This is a genomic window from Streptomyces sp. NPDC048295, from assembly GCF_040652135.1.
GTDB lineage: Bacteria > Actinomycetota > Actinomycetes > Streptomycetales > Streptomycetaceae > Streptomyces.
In genome coordinates, this window is sequence record NZ_JBEZLL010000041.1 from 26,328 (window position 1) to 48,635 (window position 22,308).

The 22,308-nt window shown below is 71.1% G+C and carries 19 protein-coding genes and 2 tRNA genes; 10 read left to right on the plus strand and 11 right to left on the minus strand.

Annotation, left to right across the window (positions count from 1 at the left end; all coding sequences use genetic code 11):
* The first annotated feature begins 7 nt into the window (after window positions 1-7).
* Window positions 8-970: a transcriptional regulator gene (locus AB0D53_RS38220; RefSeq protein WP_362453972.1), complete on the plus strand. Its 963-nt coding sequence runs from the start codon at window positions 8-10 to the stop codon at window positions 968-970.
* Between the two features lie 224 nt (window positions 971-1,194).
* Here the strand turns inward: AB0D53_RS38220 and AB0D53_RS38225 are convergent, their stop codons facing one another.
* The gene (locus tag AB0D53_RS38225; RefSeq protein ID WP_362453973.1) at window positions 1,195-2,193 is read right to left on the minus strand and encodes a sigma-70 family RNA polymerase sigma factor; all 999 of its coding nucleotides are present in this window, start codon (window positions 2,191-2,193) and stop codon (window positions 1,195-1,197) included.
* A gap of 148 nt (window positions 2,194-2,341) precedes the next feature.
* Between AB0D53_RS38225 and AB0D53_RS38230 the strand changes: the two genes are divergently transcribed.
* Window positions 2,342-2,881, plus strand: a complete 540-nt coding sequence (locus AB0D53_RS38230) for an N-acetyltransferase family protein (protein ID WP_362453974.1) — start codon at window positions 2,342-2,344, stop codon at window positions 2,879-2,881.
* A gap of 72 nt (window positions 2,882-2,953) precedes the next feature.
* Entirely contained in the window at window positions 2,954-3,988 is a 1,035-nt protein-coding gene (locus AB0D53_RS38235; RefSeq protein WP_362453975.1) for a questin oxidase family protein, read from the plus strand.
* 36 nt (window positions 3,989-4,024) lie between these two features.
* Here AB0D53_RS38235 and AB0D53_RS38240 read toward each other — a convergent pair whose 3' ends face one another.
* Window positions 4,025-4,804 carry a class III extradiol ring-cleavage dioxygenase gene (locus AB0D53_RS38240; RefSeq protein ID WP_362453976.1) on the minus strand — a complete coding sequence of 260 codons (780 nt, stop codon included), beginning with the start codon at window positions 4,802-4,804 and terminating at the stop codon, window positions 4,025-4,027.
* A 138-nt stretch (window positions 4,805-4,942) separates the two neighbouring features.
* On the opposite strand from AB0D53_RS38240, the gene AB0D53_RS38245 reads away from it, so the two are divergent.
* Complete coding sequence (locus AB0D53_RS38245) at window positions 4,943-5,455, plus strand: MarR family transcriptional regulator (protein WP_329818474.1); 513 nt, start codon at window positions 4,943-4,945, stop codon at window positions 5,453-5,455.
* Window positions 5,456-5,590: 135 nt separating this feature from the next.
* Here the strand turns inward: AB0D53_RS38245 and AB0D53_RS38250 are convergent, their stop codons facing one another.
* Together AB0D53_RS38250 and AB0D53_RS38255 are read right to left on the minus strand one after the other, a co-directional pair.
* Window positions 5,591-7,123 carry an MFS transporter gene (locus AB0D53_RS38250; protein ID WP_362453977.1) on the minus strand — a complete coding sequence of 511 codons (1,533 nt, stop codon included), beginning with the start codon at window positions 7,121-7,123 and terminating at the stop codon, window positions 5,591-5,593.
* A gap of 270 nt (window positions 7,124-7,393) precedes the next feature.
* Window positions 7,394-8,056, minus strand: coding sequence for a TetR/AcrR family transcriptional regulator (locus AB0D53_RS38255; RefSeq protein WP_362453978.1), 663 nt, complete (start codon window positions 8,054-8,056; stop codon window positions 7,394-7,396).
* 293 nt (window positions 8,057-8,349) lie between these two features.
* On the opposite strand from AB0D53_RS38255, the gene AB0D53_RS38260 reads away from it, so the two are divergent.
* Window positions 8,350-9,627 carry a M6 family metalloprotease domain-containing protein gene (locus tag AB0D53_RS38260; protein ID WP_362453979.1) on the plus strand — a complete coding sequence of 426 codons (1,278 nt, stop codon included), beginning with the start codon at window positions 8,350-8,352 and terminating at the stop codon, window positions 9,625-9,627.
* A 42-nt stretch (window positions 9,628-9,669) separates the two neighbouring features.
* On the opposite strand, the gene AB0D53_RS38265 is transcribed toward AB0D53_RS38260, so the two are convergent.
* Both AB0D53_RS38265 and AB0D53_RS38270 read right to left on the minus strand, forming a co-directional pair.
* On the minus strand, window positions 9,670-11,427 hold the full coding sequence (locus tag AB0D53_RS38265) for a class I adenylate-forming enzyme family protein (protein WP_362454011.1): 1,758 nt from the start codon (window positions 11,425-11,427) through the stop codon (window positions 9,670-9,672).
* 95 nt (window positions 11,428-11,522) lie between these two features.
* On the minus strand, window positions 11,523-12,110 hold the full coding sequence (locus tag AB0D53_RS38270; protein ID WP_362453980.1) for a TlpA disulfide reductase family protein: 588 nt from the start codon (window positions 12,108-12,110) through the stop codon (window positions 11,523-11,525).
* A gap of 419 nt (window positions 12,111-12,529) precedes the next feature.
* Between AB0D53_RS38270 and AB0D53_RS38275 the strand changes: the two genes are divergently transcribed.
* A complete protein-coding gene (locus AB0D53_RS38275; RefSeq protein ID WP_362453981.1) occupies window positions 12,530-13,483 on the plus strand; it encodes a serine protease in 954 nt (317 codons plus the stop codon).
* A gap of 566 nt (window positions 13,484-14,049) precedes the next feature.
* Window positions 14,050-14,122 (plus strand) — tRNA-Arg (locus tag AB0D53_RS38280).
* Window positions 14,123-14,203: 81 nt separating this feature from the next.
* On the opposite strand, the gene AB0D53_RS38285 is transcribed toward AB0D53_RS38280, so the two are convergent.
* A complete protein-coding gene (locus AB0D53_RS38285; protein ID WP_362453982.1) occupies window positions 14,204-14,326 on the minus strand; it encodes an integrase in 123 nt (40 codons plus the stop codon).
* 290 nt (window positions 14,327-14,616) lie between these two features.
* Between AB0D53_RS38285 and AB0D53_RS38290 the strand changes: the two genes are divergently transcribed.
* A complete protein-coding gene (locus AB0D53_RS38290) occupies window positions 14,617-14,877 on the plus strand; it encodes a cold shock domain-containing protein (RefSeq protein ID WP_362453983.1) in 261 nt (86 codons plus the stop codon).
* A 451-nt stretch (window positions 14,878-15,328) separates the two neighbouring features.
* On the opposite strand, the gene AB0D53_RS38295 is transcribed toward AB0D53_RS38290, so the two are convergent.
* Window positions 15,329-15,403, minus strand: a tRNA-Trp gene (locus AB0D53_RS38295).
* Window positions 15,404-15,846: 443 nt separating this feature from the next.
* Here AB0D53_RS38295 and AB0D53_RS38300 point away from each other — a divergent pair.
* Window positions 15,847-17,355, plus strand: coding sequence for an immunity 49 family protein (locus tag AB0D53_RS38300; RefSeq protein ID WP_362453984.1), 1,509 nt, complete (start codon window positions 15,847-15,849; stop codon window positions 17,353-17,355).
* 89 nt (window positions 17,356-17,444) lie between these two features.
* Here AB0D53_RS38300 and AB0D53_RS38305 read toward each other — a convergent pair whose 3' ends face one another.
* The gene (locus AB0D53_RS38305; RefSeq protein WP_362453985.1) at window positions 17,445-19,346 is read right to left on the minus strand and encodes an alkyl sulfatase dimerization domain-containing protein; all 1,902 of its coding nucleotides are present in this window, start codon (window positions 19,344-19,346) and stop codon (window positions 17,445-17,447) included.
* A 250-nt stretch (window positions 19,347-19,596) separates the two neighbouring features.
* On the opposite strand from AB0D53_RS38305, the gene AB0D53_RS38310 reads away from it, so the two are divergent.
* Complete coding sequence (locus tag AB0D53_RS38310; protein ID WP_362453986.1) at window positions 19,597-20,427, plus strand: YhjD/YihY/BrkB family envelope integrity protein; 831 nt, start codon at window positions 19,597-19,599, stop codon at window positions 20,425-20,427.
* Window positions 20,428-20,505: 78 nt separating this feature from the next.
* On the opposite strand, the gene AB0D53_RS38315 is transcribed toward AB0D53_RS38310, so the two are convergent.
* Window positions 20,506-21,357: a hypothetical protein gene (locus tag AB0D53_RS38315; protein ID WP_362453987.1), complete on the minus strand. Its 852-nt coding sequence runs from the start codon at window positions 21,355-21,357 to the stop codon at window positions 20,506-20,508.
* A 10-nt stretch (window positions 21,358-21,367) separates the two neighbouring features.
* Window positions 21,368-22,090: a hypothetical protein gene (locus AB0D53_RS38320; protein ID WP_362453988.1), complete on the minus strand. Its 723-nt coding sequence runs from the start codon at window positions 22,088-22,090 to the stop codon at window positions 21,368-21,370.
* Window positions 22,091-22,308 lie beyond the last annotated feature (218 nt).

Here is a 22,308-nt window from a genome sequence, read left to right on the forward strand (position 1 = left end):
CGAGGCCATGACCGACACCCCGGCACGACTGCTGAATCTGTTGTCGCTCCTCCAGACCCCCCGCGAGTGGCCGGGGAGCGAGCTCGCCGAGCGGCTCGACGTCAGCCCGCGCACCATCCGCCGCGACATCGACCGGCTCCGCGAGCTGGGCTACCCGGTCGAGGCCTCGCGCGGATCCGTCGGCGGCTACCGGCTCGTCGCGGGCACCGCGATGCCCCCGCTGCTCCTCGACGACGAGGAGGCGGTGGCCATCGCGGTGGGCCTGCGGGCGGGGGCCGGGCATGCCATCGAGGGGGTGGACGAGGCGTCCGTACGGGCGTTGGCGAAGCTGGAGCAGGTGCTGCCCTCGCGGCTGCGGCACCGGGTCTCGACCCTGCAGAACGCGACGATGCCGCTGACCCGGGGCGACGGCTCGACCATCGACCCGCGGACGCTGACCGTGATCGCGTCGGCGGTCACCGGGCAGGAACGGCTGCGCTTCGCGTACCGCGCGGGCGACGGCACCGAGACCAAGCGGGAGGCCGAACCGTACCGGCTGGTGAGCACGGGGTGGCGCTGGTATCTCGTCGCGTACGACCTGGGGCGCGGGGCCTGGCGTACGTTCCGGGTCGACCGGGTGAGCGAGCCGTTCGCGACCGGGGCCCGGTTCGCGCCGCGCGAGCTGCCCGCGGGTGACGCGTCGCAGTTCCTCGCCGGCTCCATCGCCCGGCGGCAGCCGGAGCTGGCGGTCGACGTGAGCTTCGCGGCCCCGGCGGACTTCGTGTCCGCGCGGCTGCCCGCGTCGATCGGCCCGTTGGAGCCGACCGGCGAGAACAGCTGCCGGCTGCGGGCGGTGCTCGCGGACTCGCTGGAGTGGGTGGCGCTCAGACTGGCGCTGGTGGACTGCGAGTTCACCGCGCACGAGCCGCCGCAGCTGGTGGACCATCTGGGAGAGCTGGGCGCCCGTCTGACCCGCGCGGCAGCCCGCTGACCCGGGTCTCCGAGGTGCACCGGCCCTGAAAGCAGTACACGGGCACTGGAAGCAGCGCACCGGCCCCGAAGGCCGCACACGGGCGCCGGAGGCAGCACACCCGTCCTGGGCAGCACACCGGTCCTGAAAAGAATGAGCCCCGGCGCCAGGGGGGGGTGGGCGCCGGGACTCAGCTCAAGGGGGTCACGCGAAGCGACCCAATTCGGATGTTACTGGACGAAGGCTCACGCCGCAGCGTCAAAACCCGTGTCGTGGGCCATTCGCTTCAGTTCGAGCAGCGCGTGCTTCTCGATCTGGCGGATCCGCTCCCGGGTCAGACCGTGCTGCTTGCCGACCTCGGTGAGGGTCCGCTCGCGGCCGTCCTCGATGCCGTACCTCATACGGATGATGGAGGCGGTGCGGTTGTCGAGCTTGCCGATCAGGTCCTCCAGCTCCTCGCTGCGCAGCAGCGTCATCACCGACTGCTCGGGCGACACCGCGGAGGTGTCCTCCAGCAGATCGCCGAACTGGGTCTCGCCCTCGTCGTCCACGGACATGTTGAGGCTGACCGGGTCACGGGCCCAGTCCAGGACGTCGCCCACGCGCTCCGGCGTGGAGTCCAGCTCGGCCGCGATCTCCGTGTGCTCCGGCTCACGGCCGTGCTCGCGGTTGAACTCGCGCTGCACCCGGCGGATCCGGCCGAGCTCCTCCACCAGGTGGACGGGGAGCCGGATCGTACGGGACTGGTCGGCTATGGAGCGGGTGATGGCCTGACGGATCCACCACGTCGCGTACGTGGAGAACTTGAAGCCCTTGGCGTAGTCGAACTTCTCGACCGCGCGCACCAGACCGGCGTTGCCCTCCTGGATCAGGTCGAGCAGGGGCAGCCCGGCCCGCGGATAGCGGCGGGCGACGGCAACGACGAGCCGGAGGTTGGAGCGGATGAATATGTCCTTGGCGCGCTCGCCCTCGGCGACCAGCGCCTCCAGCTCCTCGCGCGTGGCTCCGCCGGCTTCGCTGTCCACCGAGCCGTCGAGTACCTGCCGGGCGTAGACACCCGCCTCGACGGTCTGCGACAGCTCGACCTCCTTGGCGGCGTCGAGCAGTGGCGTACGCGCGATCTCGTCCAGGTACATGCCGACCAGGTCGCGATCGGCGATCTCTCCGCCCGAGGCGCGAACACTGCTTGCCCGGCTGGTCCCACCGGTGGCGGACGAACGACGGGCGACGGCACGGGTTGCCATGCGTGCTCCCTTGCTGAGTAGGTCGCGACACCCTTCCGGGTGCCCTGCATCCGATGGAAACAACGACTGGAATCCGGACAGAATTCCCACGCCTGGCATTCATTTTCTCGATCATGCAGTACCCTGTGCCGCCGCGAAGGGGGTGCGCATGCCGGAGGGTCCCACAGAAGTGCAGGTCAGGCCGGGCGTCGAGGGTGATTTGGTGGCGCTCACGGACATCTACAACCATTACGTACGTGAGACCGCGCTCACATTCGACACGACTCCCTTCACTCCAGAACAGCGGCTGCCCTGGTTGCGTTCCCACCCTGAAGACGGCCCGCACCGTCTTCTGGTTGCTCAGGATGTCCGGGTTGTCGGCCCCGCTTCGGTCCTGGGATACGCCACCAGCAGCGCTTTCCGCCCCAAGGCGGCCTACGCGACCTCGGTCGAGGTGAGCGTCTACTGCGCCCCGTGGGCCACCGGCCGCGGCATCGGCACGCTGCTCTACACCTCCCTGTTCGAGGCGCTCGCGGGCGAGGACCTGCATCGGGCGTACGCGGGCGTCGCCCAGCCCAACGACGCCTCCGGCCGGCTCCACGCGCGCTTCGGTTTCCGCCATGTCGGTACGTACGCGGAGGTGGGCCGGAAGTTCGGCAGGTACTGGGACGTGGCCTGGTACGAGAAGCGGCTGGGGCCACAGCCCTAGTCCCCGGGCAGGTACCGATCCGGGTCCCCGGTCCGTTACGCCGCGCGGGCCCCGCGCCTAGCGTGCTCGCGTATGGACGACACGAGGCACACCGCGGACGACACCACCGGAACGCTCGACGAGGCGCTGGAGCGCCTCCACTCCTCGGGCCCCGAACGCGACGGCTGGCTGAGCAATCACGGCCCGATGGCCGTCGAGGCGCTGGTCCGGCACGGCCAGGCACCGGTCGTGCACCGCTGGCTCGACCACTACAGCCACAAGCTGGAGGACATGCCGGACGCCTCGGCCCGGGTGACGGCGGAGAACTGGCGCGAGGCCCTCGGCGACCCGCGCCGGATCGCCGACTGGACGGCGTACTTCGAGCGGGAGACCACCGAGCACCCCTGGCGGGACGTACTCGCCGAGTGGTGGCCGCGGCTGCTCCCCGGCATCGCGGCGGGCGCCACCCACCCCGTGATCCGGGTCGGCCACTCCGTACGCACCCTGCTCGTCGGCGAGGCGACCGCACCCCGGATCGCCGAGCTGGCCCACGGCCTCGGCTACTGGGCCGCCCGCCACCAGCCGCTGCCCGCACTGGCCCCGCTGGCGCCCGCGCCCACCGCCGCGGCCGCACTGGACGCCGTACCGCCGGTGCCCGAGCAGGACGGCGGCATCCGGGACCGGCTGGCGCAGCTCACCGGGTTCCCGGTGTGGCCGCCGCGGTTCACCGGCGACCCGGACGAGGCGCGGGCCCGGCTGACGGAGCTGGTGCGGGCCGCGACGCACCGGTTCGCCACGCACGGGCACGGCGAGCCGATCATGCTGGTGCACGCCGCGACCGCACCCAATGCCGTGCTGCGCGCCCTGCCCGCGCTCCCGCGCGAGCTGTGGGCGCCGAGCCTGGAGGCCGCGTGGGCGGCGAGCGCCGCGGTCACCGCCGCGTACAGCCCGGCCGAGGCCGCCCCGTACGCACCGGCGGGCGCCTCCGCCGACGAGTTGTTCGCACGGGCGGCGGCGCACGGCGACGACCACACCATCAAGTTCACCGACACCGCGCTGGACGTCGGCGACGAGACGGCCCTCGCCGCCACACTCCGCTCGATCGAACTGAACCCGCCGGCTCTGTGACGGGAGCCTGAACCGGCGCCCGGGCGGGGACCGGGCTCAGCCGAACTGCACCGACCGCTTCGCGAGCCCCATCCAGAACCCGTCGATGACACTGCGCCCCTGGTCCAGCTCGCCCTCCGAGGCGCCGAGCGTCACGAAGAGCGGCGCGAAGTGCTCGGTGCGGGGGTGGGCCAGGCGGCCGGCCGGGGACTTGCGCTCGAAGTCGAGGAGCGCGTCGATGTCCTGCGCCTGGAGTGCCCGGCTCCCCCAGTCGTCGAACTCCGCCGACCAGCCGGGCACGCCGCCGGCGTGCCGCAGGGCGGCCAGGTTGTGGGTGAAGAAGCCGCTGCCGACGATCAGCACGCCCTCGTCGCGCAGCGGCGCGAGCCTGCGCCCGATGTCCATCAGCTTCTGCGGGTCCAGCGTCGGCATGGAGATCTGGAGCACGGGGATGTCGGCGTCCGGGAACATCTCCACGAGCGGGACGTACGCCCCGTGGTCGAGCCCGCGGTCCGGGATGTCCTGGACCGGCGTACCGGCGCCGCGCAGCAGCTTGCGCACGCTCTCCGCCAGCTCCGGGGCGCCCGGGGCGGCGTACCGCACCCGGTAGTAGTGCTCGGGAAAGCCCCAGAAGTCGTAGACGAGCGGGACCGTCTCCGTGGCCCCGAGGGCCAGCGGGGCCTCCTCCCAGTGCGCGGAGACCATCAGGATCGCGCGGGGGCGGGGCAGCCCGGCGGACCAGGCGGCCAGTTCACCGGGCCAGACCGGGTCGTCGGCCAGCGGCGGGGCGCCGTGGGAGAGATAGAGGGCGGGCATGCGCTCCGCGGTGACTGTCATGGCACTCCCCATCCACTGCTGATCCGGGTATGTCTTCTACAGGCGTCTTTTTGAGAAGGAAGGGTTCTTTAATGTTCAAGCTTCCCTCCTCGGAGACCTTAGCTCTATCTAGTTCAACTTTCAAGAAAAGGTCGTACAGTGGAGTACATGACCACGGCATCCACCGGTGAGCCCCACTGGCTCTCCGACGAAGAGCAGAGCGTCTGGCGCGCGTACCTCCACGCCACCACGCTCATGGAGGACCACCTCGACCGCCAGTTGCAGCGCGATGCCGGTATGCCGCACATCTATTACGGACTGCTCGTCCAGCTCTCCCAGGCCCCCCGCCGCCGGAAGCGGATGACGGAGCTGGCCAAGGACGCCAAGATCACCCGCTCGCGGCTCTCGCACGCCGTCGCGCGGCTGGAGAAGAGCGGGTGGGTGCGTCGCGAGGACTGCCCCTCCGACAAGCGGGGCCAGAACGCGGTCCTGACCGACGAGGGCTTCGAGATGCTGCGCCGGTCCGCTCCGGGCCATGTCGACGCCGTACGCCAGGCGATGTTCGACCGGCTCACGCCCGAGCAGGTGCGCTCGCTGGGCGAGATCATGCAGGTCGTCGCCGCCGGACTGCAGCCGGAGGGCACGGACGCGGATCTGCCCTGGCTGCGCTGAGCCGGACACGTACGGACACGGCTGTGCCCCGGTTCCGTCCGGACCTTCGGACAGGAGCCGGGGCACAGCCGCGTTCACTTCACCTTCGTGTCACATCGCACCCCGTGTGTCACGTCGCGCGTCACGCTTCGGCGTTCAGTGGGCGACGACCGGGATCTTGAACTCGTCCTCGACACCGTCCGCGCTCCCCGAACCGGAGGCTCCGACCGCCGGGCCCGCCGAGGGACGCCCGGCGTTGATGAAGGTCACCGCGATCGCGGAGGCCACCACCAGGATGCCGACGGCCCACCAGATGGCGCCGGTGAAGCCGTGCACCATCGACTGGAGCTTCAGCAGCTCCGGGTTCCTGGCACCGAGCGCGGCGTGCGAGGAGGCGTACGCCGTCGCGGCCGACGCGGCGATGGTGTTCAGCAGCGCTGTACCGATCGCACCGCCCACCTGCTGCGAGGTGTTGACCATCGCGGACGCGACACCCGAGTCCCGGGGCTCGACACCGTGCGTGGCCAGCGACATCGCCGGCATGAACGCCGTTCCCATGCCCAGACCCAGCAGCAGCTGCGCGGGCAGGATGAGCCCGGCGTAGGAGGTGCCGATCTCCAGCTGCGTCAGCAGCAGCATGCCGACCGCCGCCGTCAGGAAGCCGGGGCCCATGAGCTTGCGCGCCGGGACCCGGGTCATCAGCCGGGCACCGATCTGCGTCGAGCCCGTGATCATGCCCGCGATCATCGGCAGGAAGGCGAAGCCGGTCCTGATCGGCGAGTAGCCCTTCACGACCTGGAGGTAGTACGTCAGGAAGAGGAACAGCCCGAACATCGCGATGATGGCCAGCCCCAGCGAGAGGTAGACACCCCCACGGTTGCGGTCCAGCACCACGCGCAGCGGCAGCAGCGGCGACTTGACCCGGGACTCGGTCAGGACGAAGGACAGCAGCAGCACACCGGAGGCGACGAACATGCCGATGGTCAGCGCGTCCGACCAGCCGGCGGACTCGGCCCGGGTGAATCCGTACACCAGCGAGACCAGACCCAGCGCGGACAGGGCGACGCCGGGGACGTCGAGCGGCGAGCGGTTGCGGCTGCCGGCCGGCTCACGGATCACGAAGTACGCGCCCGCGGCCGCGACGACGGCGAACGGGATGTTGACGAGGAAGGTCCAGCGCCAGTTGAGCGCCTGGGTCAGGAAGCCGCCGAGGATCAGACCGACGGCGCCGCCGCCACCGGCGATCGCACCGTAGATGCCGAACGCCTTGGCGCGCTCCTTGGCATCGGTGAACATCACGGCGAGCAGCGACAGGGCGGCCGGGGCGAGCAGCGCCCCGAAGACGCCCTGGAGGGCGCGGGAGCCGAAGAGCATGCCCTGGTTCTGTGCCACGCCGCCGAGTGCGGAGGCCAGCGCGAAGCCGATCAGACCGACGACGAAGGTCCGCTTACGGCCCCAGAGGTCGGCTATCCGGCCGCCGAAGAGCAGCAGCCCGCCGAAGGCGAGGGCGTACGCCGTGATGACCCACTGCTTGTTGGCATCGGAGATCCCCAGGGCCGTCTGGGCGTGCGGCAGCGCGATGTTCACGATCGTGGCATCGAGCACGACCATCAGCTGCGCGAGGGCGATGAACGCCAGCGCTTTCCAGCGACTGGGGTCCGGGAGTCGGATATCGGCTGTTTTTGACATGGGGGTATCCACCTAAGGACGCACATGCATGCGCACGCACGCGAAGAGTCGTGAACCGAGAAGTCGGTGAAGGGTCGAGTGGTGAAAGGGACGGTGAAGGGTCGGGTGGTGAAAGGAAGGAATGGTCAAGGCGCGGCTGACGCGTCACCGGGCGCCCGGTCCTGGAGACCGGTCTTGAGTCCGGATCGGAAGCCCGGCACTGGAGCCCGGTTTCAGAAGCCCGGCTCGGAAACCTGGCTCGGAAGCCCGTTCAGAAGCCCGGTGCGGATGTCATGGCCGGCGCCGCAGATCCTCCAAGGTCGCTGCCGTCCCGGGCAGTTCGGACCGGGCCGGGGCCTGAAGTCCGTCCAGGAACAGCTGTAGATGACGGTGCGTGAACCGGTCGATGTCCGGGCAGCCGATGCCGGGCAGCGGCCGGGTGAGCTGGGAGAGGGCGACGAGTACGTCACCGACGGCGATGTCGGTGCGCAGCCGCCCCGCTGACATGGCGCGCGACACGAGCCCCTCGACCGCCTCTTCGAGGCGCCGGCGCTCGGCGAGCAATTCGGGATGGTCCTTGTCGAAGCCGCCGGAGAGCATCGGGCACAGCGCCCCGATCCGCTCGTCGGCCGCCGCGTGCACGAAGCGGCTGAGCGCGGCGAAGGGGTCGGCCTCCGCGGCCGCCGCCTCCTCCGCCCGGTCGGTGGTCCGGGAGGTGACCGCGAGCACGACCTCGTGCACCAGTGCGGCCCGGTCGGGGAAGTTCCGGTAGAGGGTGGCGTTGCCGACGCCGGCACGCCTGGCGACCTCGTCGAGCGGCACATCGGGCCCGAACTCGACGAACATCTCGCGCGCGGCCGTCACGATCCGCTCCCGGTTGCGCAGCGCATCGGCCCGCGGACGCGGTGTCCGGGGGTGCGGCGCTCCGGTGGCGGTGCGGCTGACGGTGTCCACGACGGTTGTCCTCTTCCTCTACGACGATCCCCGTTCTCCACGGCGACCGCACATCGACCCCTTGACGCCCCTCCCGTAACCGGGGACCGCCTCCCCGTTTCGCGGGGGACACGAGTTCAAACGGGGAAACAGTCCCCGCTTATTTCCCTCATGCGGTGTGACCTGAGTCACGTGTCAGGGTGGAAGATCAGCCGAACGGCGCACCCAACGAGCGACCCCGCACCACCCGCAACAGGCTGATCCGCAGAGCGCAGTCAGGGTCGGCCGGCTGCCGCGGACCCCGAGGCGCCTGTATGCAAAAGCCCCGCCACCGGATACGCAACCGCCGCCGCCCGATCGCGCTCGCCTCCACGACAGCCCTGGTCATAGCCACAATGGCCACAGCCAGCAACACGCTCCCGATAGCCAGCAGAGCCTCGGCGGGCCCGGTGGCCACCGCCCGTTCGGCAGGCATAGCCGCGTGCCGGATACCCGCGACCATGGGCGTACAGATGTCGGAGGGCATGCCGACACCGGAGGGCTACGCCCGCTCCACGGGCAAGATCCACGCCCTCAACCTGATGATCGACTTCCCGGACGCACCGGGCGCCGGTTCCGCGATGGACCGGTACGCCGAATTCTTCCCGCGGACCACCGACTGGTTCCGGACCGCGTCGTACGGACGGCTCACCTACATCCCCGAGACCCCGCTGAAGTCCTGGCTGCGGATGCCACTGCCGTTCTCGGAGTACGGGATAGACCGGGGCGCACCGTACGAACCGGGCTACCGCCACCTCGTCGAGGACATCGTCTCCGCCACCGACCGCAAGGTGGACTTCGCCAAGTACGACCTGGTCAACATCCTGGTCACACCGAACGCCGGGCCCTCCGCCCTGGACACCGTCCTGTCCGTGACCTTCTCCGGCAACGACGACGCCCCACGGGCGGACGGCGTCCCGCTCTCCAACACGTCCTTCATCTACAGCCGCCAGGACGACGGTTCGGGATCGTTCAAACAGACCGGGTTCCGTGTCCTGCCGCACGAGAACGGCCATGTCTTCGGCCTCCCCGACCTGTACACGGTGGAGGGCGGCGGCTCGGTCGGGCACTGGGACATCATGTCCGAGGACTGGGGGGCCGACAACGACCTGCTGGGCTGGCACAAGTGGAAGCTCGGCTGGCTGGACAACAGCCAGGTCAGCTGCGCCGCCCGGTCCGGCACCAGCGACCACGTGCTCGGTCCGCTGGCCACCCGCGGCGGCACCAAGCTGGCGTTCGTACCGCTGAGCGGCAAGTCCGGTTACGCGGTGGAGGTACGCACCAAGGCCGGCAACGACCAGGCGGTCTGCAAGCCGGGCGTACTGATCTACAAGGTGAGCTCGGACGTCGACACCGGACAGGGCCCGGTGTCCGTCACCGACAGCACCAAGGGCAGCGCCGGCTGCACCCGGCTGCCCAATGTGCACGCCGAACTCTCCGACGCCACCTTCCGGCCCGGCGAGACCTTCACCGACCGGGCCAAGGGGATACGCATATCCGTGGTCGACAAGGACGAGAAGGGCAACTACCGGATCCGCATCACCCGCCCCTGACGACGCCCCGCCCGACACGACATCTCCGCCCGGCCTCGCCGCTCAGCCGCCCCGGACCTCCGCCTCGACGGTCCCGCGCAGCTCACGCTTGAGGACCTTCCCGGTCGGATTCCGGGGCAGCGGCTCCTCGCGCACGAGCACATGGGCCGGAACCTTGAACGCGGCCAGACTCCGCCCGACGTGCGCCCTCAGCTCCTCGGCCGTGACAGTGGCACCGTCCCGCAGCCGGACGACGGCCGCGACCTCCTCGCCCAGAACCGGGTGCGCCACCCCCAGCACCGCCGCGTCCTCGACGTCCGGGTGGTCGTGCAGCACCGCCTCGACCTCCACGCAGTACACGTTCTCCCCGCCGCGGATCACCATGTCCTTGATCCGGTCGACGACGTTGACCCGCCCCTCCCGCACCACGGCGAGATCACCGGTACGGAACCATCCGCCGGCGAACGCCCGCGCGGTCGCCGCCTCGTCGCGCCAGTAGCCGCGGACCAGGGACTGGCCGCGCAGCCACAGCTCACCGACCTCGCCCTCGGGCAGCGCCTCGCCCGCGGGCCCGGAAATCCGCACCTCGGTGGTGGGGGTCGGACGGCCGACGCTGTCCGGGTGGAGCCGGTACTCGGCGCCGAAGTTCGCCAGGACACCGCCGCTGGTCTCGGTCAGTCCGTAGCCGTTGCGGGGTTCGATGCGGTCACCGTGCCCGGCGGTCAGCCGGGCGACCAGATCGGGCGGGGCCGCGGCCCCGCCGGTGTTCAGCATCTGCAGGCTCTCCAGGCCGTCGCCCGCCCGCTCGGCCGCGGCGAGCAGCTGGAGCGCGGTGGCCGGGACACCGGCGTAATGGGTGACGCCGTGCTCGCGGATCAGCCGCAGCGCCTCCTCGGCGTCCCACTTCCGCATCAGGACGAGGGTGCCGCCCGCCGCCATCGCCGCGTAGAAGCCGGTGAACGCGGCGACGTGGAAGAACGGGAACGTCAGCAGCGTCACGGGGGCGGGCCCCTGCCCCGGGATGATCCCGCGCCCGAGCGCGGAGGCGGCCGCGTGGTAGCGCGGGTTGAGCACGGCCCCCACCTGGGCGAGATGGGTGGCGACGGCACCCTTGGGCCGGCCGGTGGTGCCGGAGGTGTAGATGATCGTCGCGTCGTCCTCGGGCCGGATCCCGGCCTCGGGGGGCGCGGCGAGCGGATCGGGCGCGGGCAGGTCCTCGTACCGCTCGACACCGTCCGGAAAGGTACCACCCGGGGCCGTACCGTCCGGGGCCGTCTCCTCCCCGTGGAAGACGAGCACGCGTGCCCCGTTCTCCGCCGCCCACCCGGCGACCCCGGGCAGCCGCTCCCCGTCCACCAGGAGCAGCCGGGGCCCGCAGTCGTCCAGCGCGTACGCGAACTCGTCCTCGGTCCACCAGGCATTGAGCGGTACGGCGACCAGGCCGGCCAGCTGCGCCGCCCAGAAGGCGATCTGCCACTCGGGGTGGTTGCGCATCGCGACAACGGCCCGGTCGCCCCGGCGCAGCCCGTACGTCCCGGTCATCCGGCACGCCAGCGCGGAGGCGGCGGCGAAGAACTCGGCGTACGAGTAGCTGCGCTCCCCCGAGATCAGGAACGGCTGGTCCCCGAAGGCCCAGGTGGTCTCCACGAACTCACGGAGCGTCCTCGGCCCGTCCGCGTACACGAGCGAGCCGGTGTGCGTCCCGTCCTCCACCCGCACCACGGCGAACGGGGCTCCCGGCCCGGTCAGCGCGGCTTCGATACGCCCGGCGTCCGTCGGGGCCGGGTCGGGGGTGGCGGGGGCGGGGTCGGTGTGCGGCACGAACGACCTCTCCAGCATCTAAGCGCTTGCTCAGTCATCGGTACATTCGCGACGCTATGCCCGCACCCCTCCCCCGTCAAGACAACCCGTCCCGCTCAGCGCGCGGCAGGGGAACCGGCCCGCGCGGCGGCGACAAGGCCCTCCAGCTTCCCTTCACCGAGGGGCCCGGACACCGTGGCGGCGACCCGCCCCCGCTCGTCCACGACAAGGGTGACGGGCAGACCCTTGGTGTTCAGCACGCCCTTGGGCAGCGAGAGGAGGTGCTTGCCCCCGGGGTCGAGAATGCTGGGGTAGGGCATGTGGAACTCACGGGCGAAGGCGCGCGCCGCATTGGCGGAACCGTCCCGGTTGATCCCCAGGACGACGACGCCCCGGTCCTTCATCTTCTCGTGGTAGCGCACCAGGGCCGGGGTCTCCTTGCGGCAGGGTTCGCACCAGGAGGCCCACGCGTTGACCACGACGGTCTTCCCCGAGTAGTCGGCGAGCTTCACCGGGCGCCCGTCGGCGTCCATCCCGATGAAGTCCGGCGCGGCGGGACGGTGCGCACTGTCTATCGTCAGCGTGCCGTCCTTGCCGCGGTGGAAGCCCGCGGGCGTGCCCGGACCGCCTCCGGTCGTGATCCCGACGATGAGCGCGACGGCGCAGGCAAGGGCAGCCAGAAAAGGAACAAGAGGGCGTTTCATGGGGGTCCTTCGGGGCGGCGTCGGTCAGGCGCCACCCGACGTCCGGGCCCGGGGGCTCCCGGCCCCGCACCACGCCGCTTCCCCCGGCCGCCCGTACGACAACACCCGGCACCTGGAGGCCCCGGAATCCGCGGTGCGGTGCGGACACGGCATGCGGGCATGCGGGTACACCCCCGCGCATGCTGAACAACGGTTCTTGCTGGTCAGTCAGAACGGTACGCCCACCCCCAACTGCCCCCATGAACAGCCCCCTTACCAACGCCTCCCCGCACCGGCCTCCCACCGGACGGACATGTTCTCCCCAGCACGGGGAGGGGGCTGGCCACACCCCCGACCGGCCCGCTGCCCGGATGGTCCGGCAGGCCCCGGACGAGAAGGCTGAGCACATACGGATCCACCAGGCGACAAGGAAACCCTCTGTGTTCAGCTTCAAGCAGCTGCCCCGCCGTACCGCCCGCACCGCTGCCGTCGGCGCTCTCGCCGCCGCGGTCTGCGCCACCGTCATGGCCGGCAGCGCCGGAGCCATCGTCAACGGATCGGACTCCACCGAGAGGTACCCGTTCATGGCGACCATCCCGGAGTCGGCCCCCACGCACGGGCTGAACGACGGGAACTGTGGGGCGTCCCTGATCGACCAGCGGTGGGTGCTGACGGCGGCCCACTGCGTAACGGGCGACGGCCTCGAACTGGACGGCACCGTGCGCGTCGGCAGCGACCACCGCAAGTCCGGCGGCACCGTCCGAAAGATCGACCGGACGTTCATCCACCCCGGCTATGCGAACGGCGGCGGCAAGGCCCCCAACAAGAACGACATCGCGCTGATACGCCTGGACCGCCCGGTCCCCCAGCGACCCATCAAGATCGCCGGGCAGCCCGGACGGCCCGGCACACCTACCCGGCTCCTGGGCTTCGGCACCACCGTCGACACCGAGTTCCGGTTCCCGGACCGGCTGCAGGAGCTGAACACCCGCAGGGGCGCCGAGTCCGAGTGCGCGCCCGGCTACGCGAACCGGACCCGGCTGTGCACCATCACCACCGTGCCCGACGCCATGGCGTGCTTCGGCGACTCCGGCGGACCGCAGGTCCAGAAGGGCCGGAACGGCCGCTGGGAACTGATCGGTGTCACCTCGGGGCCCGGCGCCCCGGACGTGCCGTGCTCGCAGGGCCCCGGCCTCTACACCAGCGCGCCCGCCTACGCGGGCTGGATCGACAGGACCATGGAGATCAACAGCACCAGGCCGGCCACGGCCAAGAACCCCGACCCTGCCGGGACCACCACGACCGACAACACCGCAACGCTCCCCGGCACGGCCACCGCACCGATGGCCACCAGCGGCGGCACCGCCTTCGCACCACCCCACCGCACCACCTGAGCGGAACCGGCACAACCCGATGACGGCACCCCTTCGACGGGGACGCCCCCCTTCGCCGACGCCCGGCCCATCGCCATCCACGATCCGCGATCCGTCACCCACCACCAAGACCGCCACCCACTGGACTTCCTGAACAGCCTTCAGAACACATGGAGGCCCGCCTTCCGGCCCGTGAACGCATCCTCGCCCTGGCAGCGGCACTCACCGGGACCTTCCGTAGCCCCCGCGCATCATCGCCACCCCGCCAAGGGCCCATACGCCGCCGGGAACGGACGCCCCAGCCCCCACCCCACGCTGCACCGCATCTCGCCCCCCCTCCCAGACACACGAAGAACAGCAGGCCGGAGGGCCACCGCCTCCACTCCCACGGAGCCGGCCCGATACGGAAACCCCTCATCGACGCACATCCGCTACGCTGTCCCTGGTCGGTCGTCCGCGCGCCCCACTGTCTGCCCGAGCAACATCGCAGGAAGTGCCGCGCCTCGTCCGACCAGCGGGCTTGTACGCCTCGTCGAAGATCCACTCGCTGGATTTTCCCCAAGGTTTCCTACAAACCCTCGCCTTACGCCTTCGTAGCTCAGGGGATAGAGCACCGCTCTCCTAAAGCGGGTGTCGCAGGTTCGAATCCTGCCGGGGGCACAGCGCTAAGGGCCAGTTCGGAGGTTTGATCCTCTCGAACTGGCCCTTTTGTGTGATCACGCCCGTGCCACGCATGTGCCACTACGTCTCGACCTCTCCATGCCGCTTACGGATCATCGCCCCCAGTTGATCAGCAATGGCACGGTCCCGGTCGGCCGCCATGTGCTGATGGATCAGCGCGGCACGGGCAGTGCCGTGTCCCATGCGCGTCATCGGCTCACATGTGCTTGCCGTGGCAGCGACCACGTTGTTCCCCGTGTACCGCAGATCGTGGAAGTGGACATCGGCATCGGTGCCCGCCTTGTCGCGCGCCTTGATCCAGTCGTCTCGGCGAGACCCCCGGCGGAATCCACTGCAAGGGCTACATCCTTGCTTCGCCCGTACATCTTTCGAGCCTCCTGACTGCCGGTGTCACAGTGCCTCCCACGCAGGACCGTGACAGCCTGACAGGTCAGGTCTTTTGTGATCTGTGGGATGGATGAGGGGAGAAACAGATGCATCGCCACAGAGGGACCCGGAGGGTCCCCGCAGTCGTGACTGCGACTGTGCGTGAGTGGAGGGACGAGGAGGGGTGGGGTGTGCTCGACTCGCCCGAGACTCCCGGAGGGTGCTTCGGCCACTACGCCGACATTCAGGCGCCCGGCTTTCGCACGCTGTCACCAGGGCAAGAGGTCGATCTCATCTGGGAAGCACCCGGCTTCAAGCAGGACGGGTACGACTACCGCGCGGTGAGCATCGTCCCAAGGAATGTCTGACATCCACACCTGACATCAGCGGCGGCGAACGCCGCCATACCGAAGCGGCCACAGCCGGACCAACAACGAGTCGTTCAACGCCGTTCCAGTACCGCGCACAACGCGGTGACGAACTCCTGGAGCGGGTTTCGCAGGTTCGAATCCTGCCGGGGCATCGGCCAGAAGGCCTCGGACCGATCACGGTCCGGGGCCTTTTGACGGCACCGTCCGACGGCAGTCGCGTCCCAGGCACCGGCAAGCAGAGCTTGGGCGGGCGGTCCAGCACACGGAGTGGGTCGAGCCCTTGGGGCCGGCCCACGGCGTTCACGGGACCCGGCCCGGACCTCGTGGCCGCTGAAACTGCGCGGCGGGTGGCGGGGTGGGTCGGGTGGCGAGGACTCACGGTCGAGCCGGGCCCGAGCGCCCGCCCGGTGCCGCATGGCAGGCACGCCGAAAGCGATGGGTGGGAAGGCGGAGCCGGCCGGAATCGAACCGGCGTCCTCGCGATTTTGGAGACCGCGCGCGACGACCTCTGCGCTACGGCTCCGCCCCGTCCGCCATCGTACGGACTCCCGCTGCACTCTGGTGGCGGCTTTGGGCCGGGGTGCCACCGGCGCCCGTTGACGGGCTGATCGGTTTCGGCGCGGTGGCCGCCTCGGTCGTCGCGGGCGCCTCGGCCGCCGACGGCCGCGGCTTCGCGGGTCCCAGGCGCTCGCCGGCCGCTGGCCGGTGCTCGGCGCGAGACAGTGGTGGGACGCCACCCGCCCGCTCTCCCGAGGTGGTGGCCGCGAGCCGGTGGTGGTGCATACCTCGGTCCGGGACGGCATCCGGTCGTCGTCATGGGCGATGCCGCGTCGCCGCCGGTCGCCTGAGCGGCCGCGCGAGGTGACCAGGGCCGGGTTCGATGCCCCCTGGGGCCCTCCGGCGGAACTCTGCCCGGGGGCCGGGCCGCGTCGGCTGCCCGTTCAACGGCTTCGTAGAGTCGGGGAGATGAACCCGGACCGCATCCCCGACACCGACGAACTGCTGCGCGATACGTACGCCCGGCTGCTGCCCGTCGGCTCGATCACCGCCGAGATCGCCGGCTCCCTCCGCTACGCGCGGCTCGTGGCCGACGGCCTCGTCCTCTCCTATGCCCTCGACCGGCCCACCGATGTACGGATCCTCACCGACCCGGACGTCGAGCGCGTCGGTCCGGAGAAGCTGGGGCGGGCGGCGTACGAGAATCTGATGCGTGTGCCCGTCACACACGAGGAGATCCCCGTCGAGGGGGTGGTCCTGCACTCCTTCTACGGTGACTCGCACTTCGTCGGCAGCCAGGCCCTGTTCCTGTCCGCCGCGGTCCGCCAGGTCACCGGTGAATCGCTGCCGCACGCCGGTGCGCTCGTCGTCGTGCCGAGCCGTCACAACCTGGTGTACCACCCGATCGCCGACGGCACGGTGGTCGATGCCGTCAACACCCTGGCGGCCTACGCGCTGGGGGCCTACGAGGACGGGCCGGGCGCGCTGTCCCCGAGGGTCTACTGGTGGCGCCGCGGCGGCCTGACGTCGCTCACGGCCATCGACGAGGACACCCGGTCGCTCTCCATCCAGCCGCCGCAGGACCTGCTCGGGCTGATGAGGGGGCTGGTGCGTCTCGACCGCGCCGGCCGGCTCGCCACCCCTGCCGCCATCAAGGCGCCCGCTCCCGGACTCGCCGAACTCACCCGCGCCACGGCCGAGTCGATGGCGGGTATCTCCCAGGACCCGGTCGCCGGTCCGGGCGACGCCTTCACCACCGCCGTCGCCCACGCCCTCGCCCACTGCACCGCCGACCCCAGGGCGTCGGGGATCGACACGTGGGATGCCTGGGCCACCGCCGTACAGCTCGGTTCCGCCCTGTTCACCGGTGCGCGGTCGCAGGAGTGCCGGCTGGGCGAGGACCTCGTACGGCAGTTACCGGCCACACCCGCCGCACCGCCCGCGGACGCCCGTGCCTGGCTCGACGCCCTCTATCTGGCGATCGTGTGCCGGGAGAGCGACCGGATCCGGCGACTGTGCCAGGTGTCGCTGGAGACGCTGCGGCAGGACGACACCGTCGATGCGTACGTGCTGTGCTGGATCGACACCCTGCGGACCTTCTTCTCCGAACGCGACTCCATGGACGGGGTCGTGGAGAAGCTGGTCGCCACGATGGAGGCGTCCGGGCCCGATGAGGTGACCCGCGCGCCGATGGAGTTCGTGAACGGGATCGACTACCAGCCGGTCGCGCTCTTCCACCGGATCGTCGCTCGGGACCACGACAGCTTCGCCGAGACGCTCACCGAGGCGCTCGCGGAACACGACGCCTACTGGGGCAGGTCGACGGCGCCGCGCGCCCAAGTCGCCCTGGGCGTACTGGCGATGGCGAGTCTTGCCTTCGACTACGGGTTCCCCGTCGCCCCGGACCGGCCGGGTCGGCCGCGCCTGCCCCTGTACCTGCTCAACCGTGAACGGATCGAGCAGATCCCCGGCGCGTGACCCCGGCTCCGGCCCGGTCCGGCTCCGGCCCGGTCCGGTCGCCAAAGGCCGTCGGGCCGCTGCCCGGCCCCCGGATCACGGTGTCCGGATCACGGTGTGACGATGGCGAAGTCCGGGTCCGGAGCGCCGAGGTGGCCGAGGAGTTCGGTGAGTCTCCCGGCGTCGCCGACGACCTTGACGGTGTCCCGGGCCGCCAGTTCGGCCGGGGTGACGGTGCCGAGCAGGACGGCGCGCAGGTCCGCCTCGTCGAGGGTGAACTCGACGTCCGGGTCGGCCGCGGCGGGGCCGGTGCCGGTGACGCGGACGAGGACGCCGTTGCGCAGGCGCAGGGTGACGGGGTCGCCGCCCCTCGGGTTCCAGCGCACGGCGATGTCCGCGTCCCAGCTGCGCGGGCCGTCGACCCGGACGGCGAGGGCGTCGAAGAGCTGGTCCAGGGTCAGCGCGGCCAGGAGGTCGGGCGAGGTGGTGGCCGTGGGGGTGCCGACCGGGCCGTGGCGCAGCTCCAGGGCCCCCATGAGGAAGAAGTTGCGCCAGGTGCCGTTCTCGCTGCCGTATCCGAGCTGTTCCAGCGCGTCGGCCTGGAGGGCGCGGGCTTCGGCGTGGTCCGGGTCGGCGAACACGACGTGGTTGACGACCTGGGCCACCCAGCGGAAGTCCCCGTCGGCGAAGGACTGCCGGGCGCGGCGCAGCACTTCGTCGGCGCCGCCCATGAACTCCACGTACCGGCGGGCGGACTCGGCCGGCGGGTGCTCCCACAGATGCGCCGGGTTGCCGTCGAACCAGCCCAGGTAACGCTGGTAGACGGCCTTGGTGTTGTGGTTGACGGAGCCGTAGTAGCCGTGGGTGTGCCAGGCCCGCTCCAGGACCGGGGGCATCTGCATGCGCTCGGCGATCTCCAGCGCGGTCAGGCCCTGGTTGAGCATGCGCAGGGTCTGGTCGTGGAGGTAGGAGTACAGGTCGCGCTGTTCGGACAGGAAGGTGACGATGCGCTCGCGGCCCCACACCGGCCAGTGGTGCGAGGCGAAGGCGACGTCGCTGGATCCGGTGAACAGGTCGATCGCCTCGGTGAGGTAGCGGGCCCACACACGCGGGTCACGGACCTGGGCGCCGCGCAGGGTCAGGAGGTTGTGCAGGTTGTGGGTGGCGTTCTCCGCCATGCACAGCGCCGCGTGGTCGGGGAAGTGGATGTTCAGCTCCGCCGGTGCCTCGGTGCCGGGGGTCAGCTGGAAGACCATCCGGATGCCGTCGACGGTCTCCGTCTGCCCGGTGCGGGTGATGTCCACCGTCGGCGGGATCAGGCCGACCGTGCCGGTGGAGGTGGTCTGTCCGAGCCCCGCGCCGATCTGCCCGCGCTCCCCCTTCGGCAGCGCCGCGCCGTACATGTAGGCGGCGCGGCGGCCCATGGCCGTACCGGCGTAGACGTTCTCGCTGACGGCGTGTTCCAGGAAGCCGTGCGGGGCGAGGACCGGTACGCCGCCCGCGATGTCCTCGTCGGTGACCACACCGCGTACGCCGCCGAAGTGGTCGATGTGGCTGTGGGTGTACAGCACGCCCGTCACGGGCCGGTCCCCACGGTGGCCCCGGTACAGGGCCAGGCCCGCGGCGGCCGTCTCGGCGCACAGCAGCGGGTCGATGACGAGGACGCCGCGCTCGCCCTCGACGATCGTCATGTTCGACAGGTCGAAGCCGCGCACCTGGTAGATGCCCTCCACCACCTCGAACAGGCCGTGGTCGGAGCACAGCCTGCTCTGCCGCCACAGGCTCGGGTTGGCCGTGTCCGGGCAGTCCTGCGCCAGGAATCCGTAGGCGTCCAGGTCCCACACCGCACGCCCCCCGACGTCGCGGACCACGCTCTCGGGCGCCGTGCCCATGAAGCCGCGCCGTGCGTCCTGGAAGTCCTGGTCGTCGTCGAAGGGGAAACGCCGCCACACCGACCGGTTGGCCTCCACGATCCCCGGTTGCGCGGGCTTGGTCTCGGTGGTCCGGGGCATGTCGGTCTCCCTCGCGCAGCACGGCGGGGCCGGTGGGCCCGGCCAGTGCCACCCTCGCCCGGGCCCGCCGGTACCACGACCGGGTGTACGCCGTACGGGGGAACGGCGCCCCGACCTGTATGCGGGCCGACGCGTCCGGGGGCGGCGGGGCCCGGCGAACCGCATGCTCGGCGGTGGACCGGGTCGGCCACCGGCAGGAGGACGAAGTCGACCACCAGCAGGAGGACGAAAGAGGAGGGGAGGAGGCGGCATGGAGTTCCCGGCGTGGCTGGAGCGGCTGCGTGCCCGTGTCGAGCGGCGCTTCCCCGTCGTGAGCGAGCTGACGGCCCGGCTGCTGTCGGCGAACCTCCTGGACGCGGCGACCCGGCTGGCCGCCCAGGCGTTCCTGGCCTCCGTGCCGCTGCTGTTCGCGTTCGCCGCCTTCACCCCGCTCGGCGTCCGCGACCAGCTGCTGCAGTCGCTGCGCGCCATGTTCGGTCTGACAGGCCGGACGGACTCGGAACTGAGCCAGGTACTGAAGAGCTCCGCCGACGACAGCCTGCGCGAGACCAGCGGCATCATCGGCCTGCTGGTCGCGCTGCTCTCCGCAACGAGCTTCAGCCGTGCCATGGCCCGGGTCTGCGAGCGGGCGTGGCGGCTCCCGAAGGCGGGCACGAGGATCGCCGCCTGGCGCTGGATCGTGTGGCTGCTCGCACTGGTACTGGTCGTCCTGTTGCAGGGCCCCGTACGCGATGGATTCGGTGTCGGTGCGTGGCTGGGCACCCCGTTGCTCTTCCTCGTGAGCACGGGGGTGTGGCTGTGGACGCAGCACCTGCTGCTGGCCGGCCGCGTCTCCTGGCTGCCGCTGCTGCCCGGTGCGGTCCTGGCCGCGGCCGCCACCAGCGCCCTCGCGCTGACCGCCCCTCTCTACATGCCGACCGCGATCGATCGCGCCCTGCACGAGTACGGTTCCCTCGGCCTGGTGCTCACGCTGCTGTCCTGGCTGATCGTGGTGTGCGCCGCGGTCACCTTCGCGGTGACGATCGGTGCCGTACTGGCGGCGGCGCCGCCGCTGAACCGATTCCTGGCCCGTCGGCGGTGACGGCTTCGGTCACGGCTTCGGCGACGGCTTCGGTGACGGTTTTGGTGACAGATCTGTGCGAAGTCCTCGGTGGCGGCCTCAGTGGTGTCGGCCCTGCCGTCGGCAGTGGTCGTGGCCGAGGGTTTCGAGGTTCGCCCACTTGGGGTTGGGGACGGTGCGCTCCGCGGTGCGCACCAGTCGTTCGACGCGGTATCCGCCGAGGGCCTTGCACCGGTCGCAGTAGAGGACATAGCTGCCCACCGCCTTCGCCACATGGCTGAGGACCATCTCGCCGCCGCACTGGCCGCACGGCTCGTACGGACCTGCGGGGGCGTCGGCGTACTCGTGTCGGGGCAGCTCGCGGGGTTCGCAGAACATGCCGGGCAGGGTGTTGTTCTCGATGGCGGTACGCGGCAGGCCGCCCACGCCGAGGAGGTTGCCGAGGGCTTCGTACACGAGCTCGTAGGAGGGGGCGTGCGGGAGGGTGTGGCCGAGGTCGGTCAGGGCGTTGTTCAGGAGATCGGGGCTGGGGCCGTCGAAGCCGCCGTCGAAGAAGCCCCAGACGAACTGCCCGTCCTGCATGAGCTCGATCCGGGCCGGGTCCATGCCGGTGAAGACAGCGCCCAGCGTGCGGATGCCGTGCGAGGGGTGGTGTCCGAAGGTGCTTTCCGGGCCGGTGCGACCGGACTCCCAGTACGCGGTGCAGGGCAGCAGCACGAACGACCAGCCGTTGCCCGCGTCACCGATCCGGCCGATGTCGGGGACGGATCCGCTCTCCGGGGGCGCGGCCCGGTCGATCGTCGCGATGGTCTCCGCGTCCAGCACCTGCGCCCCTTCGGGAGCCCCGAGCCGCACCGCCAACTCCTCGGCCGGTATGCCCTCCGCCAGGGTCAGGCAGTAACCCTCCAGGCCTCGGCCGAGCCAGGCGAGCCCCTCACTGTGTCCCGTCATGCGTACGAGCCTAGACGCGGGCACCGACACGCCCGTCCCGCCGCGGTCCCAGGTCGCCCACGGAGTCCGCGTAGTAGGCCGACTCGGCCAGGTGGAAGGCGAGTTGGCGGAAGGTCCAGCCCGTTCCGGCCGAGCGGTCGAGTTCGTCGGGTGTCAGGGTGTCCAGGCGGTTCGCCCAGATCCTGGCCAGGCGGGTGAGCCGGCTGCGGGCCTCGTCCAGGTCGGCCGCGGTGAACGGGGCGAGGTCGGCCTCGGTGGTGGTCGCCGAGGCGTGCCAGTGGTCGGGCTGCGTCTCCTCGCCGACGAGCCGCGCCTCCATCTCCGCGAGATGGTCGACCATGTGGTCGGCGACGCGGCGGATCGCCTTGTGCGGGGTGTAGAGCCGGTCACCGGCGGGGACGGGGCGGCCGTCCCAGGCGGTCCAGGTCGCGGCGAGGTCCAGGACGTGGTCGACCATGGCCGTCAGGAGCTGCGCGGGGTCGCGGTCGTCGGTCGCCGGTACCTCGTCGACGGCGTCGGGGCTGCTGCCGGGAGCGGCGAGGAGGGTCGGCGCGGTCGGGGTGCCGGGGGCGTGCTCGATGTCCGGCGCGGTCGAGGTGCCGGGTGCGGCAAGGATGCTCGACGCAGTCAAGGTGCCCGGTGCGTGCTCGATGTTCGGCACGGCCGAGATGCCAGGTGCGTGCTCGATGTTCGGCACGGTCGAGATGCCGGGTGTGTGCTCGGTGTTCGTCATGGCTCGATACTGGATCCGGGACGCTTCGGCCCCCGCCGAACCGTCCCTGTCCAGAAGGTCACCTCGGTCCCGGAGACCGTCCCGGTCCCGTAGGCCACCCCGGGCCCGAAGACCACCCTGGCCAGGAGACCACCCCGGTCCCACAGACCACCCCGGTCCCGGAGACCGTCCCCGGCCCGGCGGGCATGGCGTCCCCCGGCCGCGGGTACCAGGCCGAG

Bases quoted from the DNA above. Each gene is read 5' to 3' on its own strand.
- AB0D53_RS38240 (WP_362453976.1), bottom strand. From the start codon at position 4,804: ATGACAGTCACCGCGGAGCGCATGCCCGCCCTCTATCTCTCCCACGGC.
- AB0D53_RS38235 (WP_362453975.1), top strand. From the start codon at position 2,954: ATGGACGACACGAGGCACACCGCGGACGACACCACCGGAACGCTCGAC.
- AB0D53_RS38315 (WP_362453987.1), bottom strand. From the start codon at position 21,357: ATGACGGGACACAGTGAGGGGCTCGCCTGGCTCGGCCGAGGCCTGGAG.
- AB0D53_RS38225 (WP_362453973.1), bottom strand. From the start codon at position 2,193: ATGGCAACCCGTGCCGTCGCCCGTCGTTCGTCCGCCACCGGTGGGACC.
- AB0D53_RS38320 (WP_362453988.1), bottom strand. From the start codon at position 22,090: ATGACGAACACCGAGCACACACCCGGCATCTCGACCGTGCCGAACATC.
- AB0D53_RS38300 (WP_362453984.1), top strand. From the start codon at position 15,847: ATGAACCCGGACCGCATCCCCGACACCGACGAACTGCTGCGCGATACG.
- AB0D53_RS38285 (WP_362453982.1), bottom strand. From the start codon at position 14,326: ATGGGACACGGCACTGCCCGTGCCGCGCTGATCCATCAGCACATGGCG.
- AB0D53_RS38290 (WP_362453983.1), top strand. From the start codon at position 14,617: ATGCATCGCCACAGAGGGACCCGGAGGGTCCCCGCAGTCGTGACTGCG.
- AB0D53_RS38305 (WP_362453985.1), bottom strand. From the start codon at position 19,346: ATGCCCCGGACCACCGAGACCAAGCCCGCGCAACCGGGGATCGTGGAG.
- AB0D53_RS38230 (WP_362453974.1), top strand. From the start codon at position 2,342: ATGCCGGAGGGTCCCACAGAAGTGCAGGTCAGGCCGGGCGTCGAGGGT.
- AB0D53_RS38220 (WP_362453972.1), top strand. From the start codon at position 8: ATGACCGACACCCCGGCACGACTGCTGAATCTGTTGTCGCTCCTCCAG.
- AB0D53_RS38270 (WP_362453980.1), bottom strand. From the start codon at position 12,110: ATGAAACGCCCTCTTGTTCCTTTTCTGGCTGCCCTTGCCTGCGCCGTC.
- AB0D53_RS38260 (WP_362453979.1), top strand. From the start codon at position 8,350: ATGCAAAAGCCCCGCCACCGGATACGCAACCGCCGCCGCCCGATCGCG.
- AB0D53_RS38310 (WP_362453986.1), top strand. From the start codon at position 19,597: ATGGAGTTCCCGGCGTGGCTGGAGCGGCTGCGTGCCCGTGTCGAGCGG.
- AB0D53_RS38250 (WP_362453977.1), bottom strand. From the start codon at position 7,123: ATGTCAAAAACAGCCGATATCCGACTCCCGGACCCCAGTCGCTGGAAA.